12 protein-coding genes are annotated in these 13732 nt (G+C 38.0%); 6 read left to right on the top strand and 6 right to left on the bottom strand.

Annotation, left to right across the window (positions count from 1 at the left end):
- The first annotated feature begins 4 nt into the window (after positions 1-4).
- Entirely contained in the window at positions 5-331 is a 327-nt protein-coding gene (locus ABXG98_RS15110) for a YceK/YidQ family lipoprotein (RefSeq protein ID WP_353539524.1), read from the top strand.
- Positions 332-496: 165 nt separating this feature from the next.
- Here ABXG98_RS15110 and ABXG98_RS15105 read toward each other — a convergent pair whose 3' ends face one another.
- Entirely contained in the window at positions 497-2329 is a 1833-nt protein-coding gene (locus ABXG98_RS15105; protein WP_353539523.1) for a YfiR/HmsC family protein, read from the bottom strand.
- Positions 2330-2652: 323 nt separating this feature from the next.
- On the opposite strand from ABXG98_RS15105, the gene ABXG98_RS15100 reads away from it, so the two are divergent.
- Positions 2653-2871, top strand: a complete 219-nt coding sequence (locus ABXG98_RS15100) for a DUF6500 family protein (protein WP_353539522.1) — start codon at positions 2653-2655, stop codon at positions 2869-2871.
- 106 nt (positions 2872-2977) lie between these two features.
- Positions 2978-3202 (top strand): cysteine-rich CWC family protein, encoded by a 225-nt coding sequence (locus ABXG98_RS15095; protein WP_353539521.1) that lies wholly within the window; start codon positions 2978-2980, stop codon positions 3200-3202.
- Here ABXG98_RS15095 and ABXG98_RS15090 read toward each other — a convergent pair.
- The 3 genes from ABXG98_RS15090 to ABXG98_RS15080 are packed head-to-tail and all read right to left on the bottom strand — an operon-like array spanning position 3195 to position 8360.
- Positions 3195-4880, bottom strand: a complete 1686-nt coding sequence (locus ABXG98_RS15090; protein WP_353539520.1) for a diguanylate cyclase — start codon at positions 4878-4880, stop codon at positions 3195-3197. The genes ABXG98_RS15095 and ABXG98_RS15090 overlap by 8 nt on opposite strands.
- Before the next feature lies 1 nt (position 4881).
- Entirely contained in the window at positions 4882-5268 is a 387-nt protein-coding gene (locus ABXG98_RS15085; RefSeq protein ID WP_353539519.1) for a response regulator, read from the bottom strand.
- 2 nt (positions 5269-5270) lie between these two features.
- Complete coding sequence (locus ABXG98_RS15080) at positions 5271-8360, bottom strand: response regulator (protein WP_353539518.1); 3090 nt, start codon at positions 8358-8360, stop codon at positions 5271-5273.
- Positions 8361-8574: 214 nt separating this feature from the next.
- Between ABXG98_RS15080 and ABXG98_RS15075 the strand changes: the two genes are divergently transcribed.
- From ABXG98_RS15075 to ABXG98_RS15065, 3 genes are read left to right on the top strand one after another with little or no spacing between them, the layout of a single operon-like run.
- Positions 8575-9984 (top strand): Na+/H+ antiporter NhaC family protein, encoded by a 1410-nt coding sequence (locus tag ABXG98_RS15075; RefSeq protein WP_353539517.1) that lies wholly within the window; start codon positions 8575-8577, stop codon positions 9982-9984.
- A gap of 45 nt (positions 9985-10029) precedes the next feature.
- On the top strand, positions 10030-11097 hold the full coding sequence (locus ABXG98_RS15070; protein WP_353539516.1) for an isoaspartyl peptidase/L-asparaginase family protein: 1068 nt from the start codon (positions 10030-10032) through the stop codon (positions 11095-11097).
- 52 nt (positions 11098-11149) lie between these two features.
- On the top strand, positions 11150-11722 hold the full coding sequence (locus tag ABXG98_RS15065; protein ID WP_353539515.1) for a hypothetical protein: 573 nt from the start codon (positions 11150-11152) through the stop codon (positions 11720-11722).
- Between the two features lie 26 nt (positions 11723-11748).
- Here the strand turns inward: ABXG98_RS15065 and ABXG98_RS15060 are convergent, their stop codons facing one another.
- Both ABXG98_RS15060 and ABXG98_RS15055 read right to left on the bottom strand, forming a co-directional pair.
- A complete protein-coding gene (locus ABXG98_RS15060; RefSeq protein WP_353539514.1) occupies positions 11749-12708 on the bottom strand; it encodes a threonine dehydratase in 960 nt (319 codons plus the stop codon).
- 64 nt (positions 12709-12772) lie between these two features.
- Positions 12773-13729, bottom strand: coding sequence for a histone deacetylase family protein (locus ABXG98_RS15055; RefSeq protein WP_353539513.1), 957 nt, complete (start codon positions 13727-13729; stop codon positions 12773-12775).
- Between the last annotated feature and the right edge of the window lie 3 nt (positions 13730-13732).

Below are 13732 nucleotides of genomic sequence, written 5' to 3'. Positions count from 1 at the left end.
TTTTATGAAAGGATTTGTTTGTCTCTCTCTCGCGCTATGTACATTTTCATGTGCTACTATCAAAACTCTAAACCCACCTAACAACCATGTTACAATTTCTCATTACTCAAAAAAAAGCTATTGTGAGCATATACCAAGAGTTTACAGTGGAATTTCTTATAATATATGTTTGTTTTATGGCGAGCCTAGTAAAACAGAGAATGTTGGGAGCACACTGAATAACATTCCTTTTGTGGTGATAGATTCAGCATTCTCAGTAGTTTCAGATACATTAGTTTTACCCTACACTTTAGTCATGCAGGCAGAGGAGGGGCCAATAAACGTTAATTGAGGCAAAAAAATTATTAAGCACTTTTTAGTGTTTCCGGGATTAAAAAAAACGAGTCACTGCTTTAACAATGACTCGTTTGCTTACACAATTGCTATTTTAACCTGCCTATAACTCTTACTCTGTTAATCGTTAAGGCAAGCTAATTCCTTAAGGTAAGCAAATTCCTTAAGGTAAGGTAATAGTCACCGTTGTCCCTTTTCCTTCTTGACTATCTATTTTAATGTCACCGGCTAATTTATTTTTAATTAAATCATAAGTTGTACTCATGCCAACGCCGACATAGCCTCGATCACTGCGGGTGGTGAAAAATGGTTCAAACACCTGTTTTATGGTGTTTTTACTCATTCCTTTACCGTCATCAGAATAAATGATTTTAGCGCCGCTTTTAGCGCCTTTTTCAACTTTAACGGCAATTTTGCCATTGCCTTTATTATCAAACCCATGTTTTAGCGAGTTATTAATAACATTTAACAATGCTATTGCAATATACCCCGGCACAGATTTTATCGTTAAGGCCTTTTCACCAGAATAATTATACGCAATGTTACTTTGCTCAAATTCAAAATTATAAAGCATTAACATTTTTTGAATATAAGCTGTCACATCAAAACTTTGTGTTTTGGTGTCGTCTTGATCTGCAGCTATTGTATTAAAGTTCTCTAATAAAGTGATAACGGGCTTGAGCGAAGCGGCATTTTTGGTTTCACCTGATTTTTCAAACTTAGTTTGCATCTCATCTAAAGACTCCCCTATAGCATAAGTAATGTCGGTTGCTATATAGCCTAATGCTGCAAAGTTTTCAGACTTAATTAATTGATCTTCTCTAACTGGCAATAAAGGGTTTTTATCTGATTGCGAGGCAGGCTGTGAAGAAGCGTCTTTAGTCTTTTTCCACATCATAACGGCTGCTACTATTGCACCGATAGCAATTAGTAAGAACACATAAAAAAGTGCTTTGTAGCTTGAAGGTGGTTTTTTGTTGAGGTTAAGCTTATTAAGTTTATCAAGCTCGGCAAGGGCATTAGTTGCAGCAGCCTGTTGCTCAGTAAGTGCTTGTTTTTGAAGGTTAAGTTGCTCGGTTAACTCAATGATTTGGTTTTCTTGTTCAGTAACTTTGCTGTTATCTTCAGTTTGTAAATCTTGTTTGTTAATTTTTAACAACGCTTTTTGGGCATTTAGCTGTGTTTCTAGTTTTTGTAGTTGTTTGTCTTTAGCCTTGATTTTTTTACTGTTGTTATCGGCTTCTTTTTCAGCTTTTTTTAAACGATCTGACAATGCTTGCAGTGCCGCATCACCTTTATTAGCCGTATTCTCTTGAAGGCTTAATTTTTGGCTAAGTTGCTCTACTAACGACTCTTTTTGCGCTAATACTTTTTTCAAAGCTTGATGTGCTAATTTTTGCTTTTCTTGTTGGGTTTTTGCAATAAAACTAGGGCTTGGCGACAATATACTTTTGTCATCCTTGTCGTCTACAAAATATGACAGATCGGGCATGATCAAGTCACTGTCTGCTATATTATCATCAACAACAGAAAATGTGAGTTTAAGTTGCTGCTTATTATAGGCAATGTTTACCATGGTTTCAGAAAGGTCTCTAATATCTTCTGTCATTAGAAGTACTTGACCATCCTTGAGGATTTTGTCAGCCAACCGAGATGATTTTCTTTGATTGGGTGACGGAAGGTATAAAATATTAACATCTTTAGCTTCATTATGAGTTGTAACTAATGTCACTATGATGTCTTTACCTTTGACCCCTTTATTAGCAAAAAACTCTTTAAAATATTGATATTGATTCTCATCATCAAAAACGCCGATAATAAATTTAGATTGTCTGGTTTCGCCAGGCCAAGTAACATATTTGGCAAATTTGCTTACCAAAGTGGCTTTTCCATAATCTATCGTTGCTGCTTGTGCCCATTTTTGGCCACACACAACCGCTATACTGATAATTAATACAATAAAACTTAATCGTAGTCGTGTAAACTTTGCTTCCATAATCTAGCCTAATAAAATAATATTAGTGTTACATATTACGTTGAATTTTTTTGATATCAATAGATTTATTAATACCTTAATAAAAAAAAGTTCTTGTTCTTCTAGGGAAACATCATATTTTATTGACGTATTTTTTTACTGGTAAACAGGACAGACCAGTAAAATCAATGGCTGCAGGTTTTTGTTTGTCTCATAGATTGACGAATAAACTGGCTTGATAGCGATATAAACTAACAGAAAAATTTAGCCAGAATTATTGATGTAAAGATAGTGATTTAAAGATAGTAATTAATAACAAGTAAAAGCAAGGAGTGTACCTAGTCATGAGAAACGCGTTAAGAGCCAAAATAATCGATATTTGTGAAAAAAAAATTAATGCTAAAGGTGACAATGTAGGTGTGTCTTTTTATGCCTTTTTCGCAAATAAAAATGATGATAGCGAATTGTTGATGGAAGCTGCGACTTGGTGGATTCAAACTCATCAATTAGATCACTTTGTCAAAGCAAATAAAATTAAAGCCATGGTAGAAGCAGGATTGTAATTATAAACACCATTCCTTGGGGGAGAAGTGCTATCAAGCTACATTAGCAAATTTCAATTACCCTAGAGAACTTTAACAACTTAATTGATTACTAAAAAGAGGCGCTTTGAACAATACAGATGAAATGATAAACGCAAGTTTATGTCCTATTTGTCAGCAAGATAATAACTGCGGTGAAACATTGGCTTGCGGCACTGGAGCTTGTAACACTGCGGCTGTTTGTTGGTGTAATTCCGATGAAGTTCAATTTTCAGCACAAGTACTAAATAAAGTGCCAGATAATGCAAAGGGTAAAGCCTGCATATGTAAGCGTTGTGTTGCAGCTAGCTAACACTTTTAGCGCAGACCACTTTATTTCTTCCTGCTTCTTTTGCTTGATAAAGCGCTTTATCAGCTTCTTCGCTGATTGTTTTTTCATTGCGAAATTCTGGGTAACTGGCGATACCACAGCTAAAAGTACAGCGAAAATCTTCTTGTTCACAGTAATGCACCAGTTTACTAAATCGGGTTCTGATCACATCGACTATTTTTTTTGCGGTAGAAAGATCCGTATTCGGTAGTATTATGATAAATTCCTCACCGCCATAGCGACCAACAATATCATATGTGCGTAAGCGTTGTTTAAATAGGTTAGCAATACTTTTTAACACGCTATCACCTGCCGGATGGCCATAGTGGTCATTCACATGTTTGAAAAAATCGAGATCTATCATTGCAAAAGATAATGGCGTGTTTTCACGTTTGGCCCTGGCAAGTTCGTTTTTTAAACATGCTTTACTTTTACTATGGTTTAACAGTCCGGTGAGACCATCAGTTTCGGCAAGTCTACGTACCAATCGAGCACGAAGTGCTCGGCTTGAAACAGCCGAAACAAGGTGCCAAGGTTTAACGGGTTTGGTTAGAAAGTCATCTCCTCCTAAGCTTAAGGCACCGAGTTTTTTACCTAAATCATCCTCTGAGGATAAAAAAACAATCGGCGTACTCACATAACTTTCCATTTGTCTTATCACTTGACTTAGCTCTAGGCCTGTACAATGAGGCATATAAATATCCATCAGGATCAAGTCAGGGGTAAACTCAGCAAGCGCGTTTAATAATAATAACGGGTCGTTCACTTCTTTGGTATTCATGCCTGCTTGTTGAAGTGTTAATGCCGCATGCTTAGATTTTGTTACTGAATCATCAACAATCAAAATATTATAAGGGCTTTCTTCAACTTTAAAGCTGAGTTTATCAAGGGCAGTGACTAATGACGTCATCATTGCTGGCTTTGTAAAATACGCAAAGCCGTTGGCACGTACTGCACTGAGTCGTGTTAAAATATCATGACTGCCGGTAATAAAAATGGTTTGTAAAGGCACAGTGCGGCTTTGGTTTAGTTGGGCAATATAATCAATGCCAGCAGTTTTACTATTGCCGAACATAACATCCATAATAACCACTGCCGGCTCTTGCTTTTTTAATGCTTCATTAAATTTAGTTAAACTTGTAAATGACTCAACCTGATAGCCAAAGGTTTTGATTTGCATTTTTATCGTATGGTTAAAATCTTCATCATCATCAACCAAGTAAACTAGGTTGTTTTTAGCAGTATCATGTGATGCTGTGGCAATTGATTTATTTGTTGATTCAGCGGTATCTTCTTCTGTTTTTTCATCAATACTAACGGGACTAATATTGGTATTGCTTGCGGTTTCTTCTAGGCTTACTAATAATGAGGATATTTCTGTAATGGTAAGTGGTTCACATGGGTTAGTAGAGAAACATTGAATGGTATTCTCAATTTCTCGGGCACATTCAGCTAACTCATCTAATTTGAAGGTCGCAGCAGTTCCTGCCAAGGTATGGGTTAAACGATGGAATAATTGCTTTATCTCAGCATTTTCAGGATCTTTTTTTAACGTTAACCAGGCTTGCTGAATTTCTGTAATTTTAGCGGGTATTTTATCAACAAAGCTAATTTTTAATTGCTGAAGTGCTGCTTGAACATCAACTTTATCTTGAGTCATTTTATTGTTGGCTCCGTTGCCAAATGTCTTTAATTTCACTTGCTAGGGTCATCGGATCGAATGGCTTGGCTATCACAGCGATAGCGCCCATATCAAGGTAGGCTTGTACCTCATTACTTTGTACTTTGGCGGTCATGAAAATAGCCGGAATATTTTGGTGCTCGGGCATTTCTTTTATTTTAGCAAATGCAGTAGGACCATCCATATCGGGCATCATTACATCAAAAAGCAATAATTGCGGCTTGAAATCGTCAATTGCAACGGTAGCTTCTAGGCCAGAGTTACAGGTTTTTACGGTAAAACCACCCACAGTTTCTAGTGCCAATATTGCTACTTGCTGGATATCAACTTGATCTTCTGCATAAAGAATTCGGGAAAGCGCTTGCATGATTAATTCTCCTGATTAGTTTGGTTATTTTTGGTTTTTTTTCTATTGATAACCGCATGGATTTGTTCAATTAGCTTGTCATTATTTGTTTTTGACTTAGTCAGTGTCGCCATTACTTGGCTGGCAATTTCTTTAGGAATATCTTGAGCAGAAAAGATGACGACAGGGATGTTATTACCATTAGACTTTAACAAATCTAATAATTCTAAACCTGAACCGTCGGGCAATCCGACATCCAACAACACCAGATCAAACGTTTCTGTAGCAATTAAATGTTTTGCTTGTGTTAAGGACGAAGCGGTGCGTATTTGGTAATTATCATTCAATAACGAGCTAACTATGGTGGTAATATCAGCGTCATCTTCTACATGCAAGATGCGGCTTTTTGTAGGTAACTCAAAAGATAAACCTGCACTAATCGAATTAATTAACCGTTCAGGGTTTATTGGTTTCTCTATCCAGTCCACCACCTCTAAACCATCGATACCTTCGATGTTGTGTTTATCATTATTGGGTGATGCGACAACTATTACCGGGAGGTTACAGGTAGATGCTTCACTACGTAACTCTTTTAACAAGGTTAGCCCGTCTCCACCAGGAATAACAAGATCAAGGGTAATCACATCATATGTATGTGTTGTAATCAAGTCTTTAGCCTGTTGATAATCAAATGCTTGATGACAAGTATAACCGGCTTTTTCTATCAGCATCACTAACAACGTCGATATATCTTCGTTGTCTTCGATAATTAATACTAAGGGGGGTTGTTGCTGCTCTTCATCAGGTAACTGTAGTGGTTGTTTGTTTTCATATAAGGGCAAGCGCACATTAAAGGTGGTACCTTGACTTGGTTCGCAGTTGAAATCAATTTGTCCTTGATGCTGTTCAATTATTGCTTTGGTAATGTTAAGCCCTAACCCTGTACCACCTTTTTGTCGGGTATCTGAGCTGTCTGCTTGCGAAAATTTATCAAATATTTGGTCTCTAAACTCTTCGGGGATTCCTTTACCTTGGTCTTGAACTGAAATTTGCACTTCGTCTTCTAACGCTATCAAGGTAATAATCACCTGTTTGCCTGTAGGAGAATATTTAGCTGCATTGGACAGTAAATTTGACATAACTTGTTCAATACGCTTTTCATCAATGCGAACCATTAATGGCGAAGATGTAACTGAATTAAAGGTAAACTCTACATTCAGTTTTTCCCCATAACCACGATTGGCATCTATTGCTTGGCTTATAACAGGCACTATATCGACAACGGTAAAATCAAATTGCATCTTACCAGCAGACATTTTTTCAATATCAAGGATGTCATTGATCAGGTGAATTAAACGTTCACTATTATTGTTAGCAATTATAAGTAGCTCTTTTGCTTTTTCGGGTAATTCGCCGGTGACACCACCAAGCACTAAGCCGAGAGAGCCGCTAATAGAGGTTAACGGTGTGCGCAGCTCATGACTAACCGTTGAAATAAACTCTTTTTGCATTTGCTCAATGCGCTTACGCTCAGTTATGTCTCGAACAATACCTACGAAACGTTTGGCATTATCGAGTGATATTTCGCTTACCGCGAGATCCATTGGAAAAACACTACTATTTTTTCGTTTACCGAGCACTTCACGACCAATACCGATAATTTTCTTTTCACCGGTATTGATATGGTTGGCAAGATAACCGTCGTGTTCACTGTGATAGGGGTCTGGCATTAACATTTTAACATTTTTACCGATAACATCGTTTTCTTTATAGCCAAATATAGTTTCTGCAGTGCGATTAAAGGATTCGATAGTGCCTATGGCATCAATGGTTATAATACCATCAACCACGTTATCTATAACCGCCGAGAGTCGCTTGGTTTGAGTTGCAATTTTTTGCTCTAATTCAGCCGTGTTTCTTTGTTGACTTTGAGCAAAATCGTTAATTAATTGGTAAAGTGAGCTGAATTCATCATTAACGGATAAGGGATCTAGGCGCACCGATAAATCACCTTGGTGCAATTTTTCTGCGCTATTTGCTAAAGCTGATATAGGGTGAATTATTTTCTTTGTGACAAGCCAAAGAATAAGAATTAAGGCAATTGCTCCTATGAACAGATCGATATAAATCATACTGTTGAGTGATTTTCTGATTTCAAAAAAAACTGTTTTTTCTGGCATTTGTGCTACTAGCAACCAATATCTGCTCTGATCGTAAGGGGCAAAGTATATTTTTTTAAACCCAATAATTTCAGTTCTATCGTTATTTAATTGCATTAGTTGCTCTTTGCTTTTTACTTGATTAGCCCATTGGCTTTCAATCTCAAAAAAATTATAGTCATGGTCTAGTTCTGAGGCAAAGGTCTTAGCTTCTTCTTTGTGTACAATGTAATTACCTTGATTATCAACAATATAACGATGAGAGTCTTGGTTGGTTGAAATAACTTTATTAAATAAAGTGTTGGTTGATAGATTAATGACTACTAATGCTTCAACATCCCCTTCTTGACTATAAACAGGGGTTGCTAAACGTAACACTGGGGTATGTGGTTGCTGAATTTTTCCATGTTCTTTATTGAGACTAACATCAGAAAAGTAGACGGCTCCAGAAGGTAACTTAATGGTTTCACTTACATAGTTTGAGTTTGATTTATTCTGCAATGCTAAGTCGTTAGTGATAACTACTTGGTTATTGTGGTTGCGCTCAACTCTGACTAATTCGTCACCACTATTTTTAATATATCTAATCTGCAAGTATTGCGGCTGATTCTTTAAGAAGGCAGTAAATGTAGTGGCAAGTCTTTGTTTCCAAATATTTAGGCTTTCATTCGATTTTGGGTCAAGACCATGCTCTTTAATTGCGTGGAGAATTGCCTGGATAGATGGGGTGTCTCGCAAAGACATCAAAATGTTTTTATGCTGGTTGAGTGCCGCTTCTATTTCATGTTTAATCAGCTCTAAATGGCTTTGTTGTAGTTCAATGGCTTTTTTTTCAGCAATTTTTTTAGATTGTTGATAACTTGTGAAGCTGGTGGTGAATAATGCTATTAGGATGATTGAAGTTAAAGTAACAGCGACTTTGAAGCGCAAACCTAATTTATATCTACTTAGCACATTAAATCCTTAAAAAGGTGGATATTTCGCTATTAATCATTAACTACAACCTTAGTACGTTATTGATAAAAAAGCGATATATCTTTGAATATATTAAACTCATTCCAGTCTTCTTGACAGTGTTAACACAACTAAACAATGATAAAGCTTGTACACTCAATTTGCATTTGCCACACTGTTGTCGTTTTTAATATTTCTTTTTAAGGTTATGTTTATGGAATGGTTGTCAGTAATTCCACCACTGGTAGCAATAGCGGTTGTGCTATGGAAAAAAGAGGTGATACTCGCATTGTTAATGGCTATTTTTAGCTCAGAATTACTTTTGGTGTATCCGCAACATTCAAACAGTATTTTCTTTGCATTTATCGGCCTTATTGAGCGAATAATTGCTGTGGTGAGTTCACCAGGCAATGCACGAATCTTACTGTTTAGCTTGTTAATCGGTGCATTACTTGCCTATGTGAGAAACTCTGGTGGGGTAACGGCTTTGGTCAACAAACTGGTCAGCAAAGGTATTGCTAAAAGTAAACGCCAAGTCGGTACTATGACAATGTTTACCGGGATGATTATTTTTATTGAGTCTAATTTAAGTGTGCTTACCGCAGGCATTTTATCCCGAGATCTCTTTGATAAATTTAAAATGAGCCGCGCTCGGCTGGCGTTTATTATTGACAGTACTTCTGCGCCGGTTTGTATTTTGGTTTTACTCAATGGTTGGGGCGCGTATGTGTTAGCTTTACTTAATAGTTATGAGTTAGAGCAATCTTCTGTGTCGATACTTTGGGGAACAATTCCTTTTAATTTTTACGCGATAATCGCCTTGTTAATGGTTGCTTACACAGTTATTACTGACAAAGTTTATGGCCCAATGAAGCGCTCTGAAGTAGAACTTCAAAATAGTGACAGCCAAAATGACACTTGCCAAAATGAAAATAATTTAAAAGAAGATGAGATAAAGCCAACTAAGGCACGATATATGATAGTGCCGCTGTTAAGTATGGTACTTGGCATGTTCTTCTTTATGTTTTGGACTGGAGAGGGGGATATGACTAAAGGTAGCGGTAGTGAATCCGTTCTTTATGCGACCTGCTTAGCATTAGCTATTGCCTATTTTTTATTGCTTCTGTCTAAACGTTTTTCTCACAAAGAACTTGTTGATGTTGGCTTTAACGGTTTAGCACAATTGTTGCCTTTAGTTACTATAGTTTTATTTTCATTAACCTTGGGGGCAAGTTTAAAAGAACTTGGTACAGGGGTGTTTATAGCTGGATTTGTTGGTGATAATTTACCTTTGTTACTGATTGTGCCTATGTTATTTGTTGTTGGTGGGATTATCTCGTTTAGTACCGGCACCTCATGGGGCACTTTTGCTATTTTAATTCCTATAGGTGTGCCGCTGATCCAAACATTAGGTTTGCCTCCATCATTGGTTATTGCAGCTATTTTGGGCGGAGGTGTTTTCGGCGATCATTGCTCTCCTATTTCTGATACGACCTGTGTTTCAGCGATAGCATCAGGATGTGATTTACTTGAGCATGTTAAAACGCAATTACCTTATGCGCTCTTTGGTGGTGTCGTTGCGCTAATTGGGTATTTTATTGCCAGTTTACTGATCTTAGCTTAGTTTTAATTCAACTTACATATTATTGAAGGTATAAAGGTTCTATTTATGAAAAAAATATCATTTTATCAACGTGTTGCTATTGGGTTGCTTTCATTTTTCAGCGTAATAAATATCAGTGTTGCAGAGCAAAAACATGCAACGGAAGCCTCTGCTCAGCCTATTGCTATCGCTATTCATGGTGGTGCTGGCACTATTGAGAAGGCAAAGTTCACCCCCGAGCGAGAAAATGCATATCGCGCCAAACTCAAACAGGCTGTTGAGACAGGGTATAGTGTATTAGATAACGGTGGTTCAAGTATTGATGCTGTGACTGCTGCAATCAACATTTTAGAAAACTCACCGTTTTTTAATGCCGGAAAAGGTGCTGTTTATACCTTTGATGAAACCCATGAAATGGATGCTTCAATTATGTTTGGTAAAAATAGACAGGCAGGTGCAGTATCGGGAGTTAAACGCATTGAGAACCCAATTAACCTTGCCCGTTTAGTGATGGATGAGTCAGTTCATGTCATGCTCAGCGGGCAGGGCGCTGAGCAATTTGCTCAATCACAAGGATTAGCCTTAGTTGACAATAAAATATTTGATACTGAACATAGATATAAATCACTGCTTAACGCGAAAGAAAAAATGAAAAAAGCTAAGCAGAACAATAAAGATTATCGCGCGGCCCATGATGCACTAAATGTTGAGTATAAAGTGGGTACGGTTGGAGCGGTTGCACTTGATGCTCAAGGTAATATAGCGGCGGGAACCTCGACCGGAGGCATGACAAATAAACGTTTTGGCCGTATTGGTGATGCGCCCGTCATTGGTGCAGGTACTTTTGCTGACAATCGCTCTTGCGCAGTTTCTGCCACGGGTCATGGTGAGTATTTTATTCGTTACAATGTAGCGGCCGATATTTGTGCTCGAGTACAATATCAAAATAAAAGCATTGCCCAAGCAGGTAAAGAAGTCATTGATGAGGTGTTAATGCCTGTTGGCGGAACCGGCGGCGTTATTATTATTGATACACAAGGTAATATCAGCATGCCATTTAATACCAAGGGAATGTATCGCGCTAAAAAAACATCAACCACACCAACCTATGTGGGCATTTTTGCCAATGAGTAATTTTTGTTATGTTACCCATTGTTATTTATATTAACAGGAGCAAGTCCAGTTTATGAAAGCGGTTATCTCAACTCTCGTCATTGTAGGGTTTACTGCGTTTATAGCGCTGAAGTTTTTCTTCTCTAGTATTTTTGCTCTGTTTGGTTATGCGGCTTTACCTATCGAGAGCGTAGCTAAGTTGACGCATGCTCAACAAATTGTGCAAAAAATGCAAAATAGACACAAAATTAAACGTGCTAATGTGTCAAAACGTTTTGTTAAACGTTCAGGAAAAAAAGTAGCGATAACCGCTGCGTCTGCAGCCACTATAGGCACAGTAGCGGTAATCGGCACCTTAACTTACCTAGAAGTAAGCCAGTATTGTGATGAAAAGCGCGTGTTGAATGATGACGCGAATATTTTGTTTGGTACAGAGGAAATCTTTGATATGCAAGCTTGCCTTGAACAGGGCAAACTTGACTCAGCAGATTTTGCAAATGAGGCGTGGAAAAATATCAAAGAGAATAGCAGTGACATAATTGATGAGATAGAAAAGTCAAGTAATGAGCTGCTAGACCCTAGTCGCAAAGCCACTGCCGAGTTGTTTGAGTCAATGGATAAGTGGTATAAAAAAATATTTGAATGACAATCAAGGTTAATAATTGGTAGCGATTAGGCTATTGCATTAATATATTGAGTGAAACGCTGATAATCAATATTTCCTCCAGTTAAAATAACGGCAACTTTTTTAGCTTTCATGGTTTCTTTTTCTTGAGTTAAAGCGGCAAGCGAAACTGCCCCTGCGCCTTCAGCTAGGTTGTGTGTCGCTTGGTAATAGTGCAACATTGCTTGTGCAATTTCATTGTCACTGACTTGCACAATACGTTCACATCCTGTTTTTATAATATCAAAGGCTTCAACCATAGGTGATCGTGTTTTAACCCCGTCTGCAATAGTATGAGCTTGCTCGGTATTAATTATTTTGCCTGCAGCAAAAGACAAGGCAAAAGTCGGTGCGCCTTCTGCAACCACCCCAATAATTTTGGTATTCAACCCTAACAAATCACGAACTTGAATTAACCCAGCAATACCTGAGCCCATTCCGATAGGAACGTAGACAGCATCCAAAGAATCGACATGTTTAAAAAGCTCAAATGCATAAGTGGCAACGCCGAGGACTATTTCACGCTCAAAAGGGGCGACAGCACGATAGCCTAATTCATGTTGAATTTTTAAACTGTGTTGACGAGCTGCTTCAAAATCATGGCCATGAATGATTAAATTAGCACCGTGAGATTTTATTGCGCGGTTTTGATCTTCATTATTGTTTTCAGGTACCACAATAGTCACCGGTAACCCGACTCGATTCCCAGCAAAGGCTAAACTCTGCCCGTGGTTGCCAATAGTAGCAGAAATTAAACCTTTAGGTGGCTGGGATGATTTCATCAAGTGATCGATTAACACAATACCACCACGTACTTTAAATGCTGTAGTGGGGGTGTGGTTTTCATGTTTTACCCAGACCTCACAGCCTAGGTTTTGACTCAATTGCGGCCATTGGTATTGCGGTGTTGCGGGGAATACCTTATGAACTAACTGACTTGCTTGTTCTAACTCTGATAATGAAAACATAAAAACAATGCCTTGATAAATAAGAATATCTAGTGAGAGAGAATTAACTCCAGTCTATTGCTGATTAGTTGCCAATTAAGCCATTAATATGGGCAACTACACTTCTACCGAGCGCACTTAAATTATACCCTCCTTCAAGTAGTGATACGATTCTGCCATTAGCATATTCTTCAGCGATAGTTTTTAACTCATCTGTTACCCAGCGATAATCACTTTCGGTTAAGCTTACATGAGACATATCGTCTTCAATATGAGCATCAAAGCCGGCGGAAATAAAAATCATCTCAGGCTTGAATTTGTTGAGAGCAGGTAGCCAGTGTTCTGTGATTGCTTTTCTAAACTCCTCGCCTTTGGTGGTAGCGGCTAAAGGCGTATTAATAACTGGTGGCGTATCACTTTGTTGAATGTCAAAAGGGTAAAAAGGGTATTGATAACTAGAGCAAAATAGATAAGCACCATCACTAGTGCTATCAACTACCGGGAAATGGTTTCTGATAATGTCTTCAGTGCCATTACCATGATGGACATCAAAATCTACAATGGCAACCCGCTTCAATTGATATTTTTTTCGTGCATAAGCAGCGGCTATTGCGACGTTATTAAAAAAACAAAAGCCCATTCCTTTATTGTGTTCGGCATGATGTCCTGGTGGTCGGCTTGCACAAAAAGCACTGGTCAGTGTTTCGCTCATTACTAAATCTACCGCATCAACTGCAGCACCGGCAGATAATAAAGTGGAGGTTAATGTTTTCGAATTCATTAGCGCGTCTTCGCCGACACTAAAGCTTGGCTCACCTTCGTTGGGGGCATTTTTAATCACAAAATCAATGTATTCTTGGGTATGCGCTAAAGATAGTAATGATTTATCGATGGGTTTTGCATCAAATTGGCGAACAACATAATCTAGGCCGCTGCGGATCAGTTGATCCGAAATAGCTGTTAGCCGTTTACCATTTTCTGGATGGTGTTCACCCATATCATGTTCACCACATTTGTAGTGGCCTATTATACCTACTGTCATATT

Origin of the sequence: Colwellia sp. KU-HH00111 (genome assembly GCF_040362745.1) — a bacterium.
Classification (GTDB): domain Bacteria; phylum Pseudomonadota; class Gammaproteobacteria; order Enterobacterales; family Alteromonadaceae; genus Colwellia.
The sequence above is the reverse complement of the archived record's forward strand: the minus strand, read 5'-3'. Positions and strand labels throughout refer to the sequence as shown.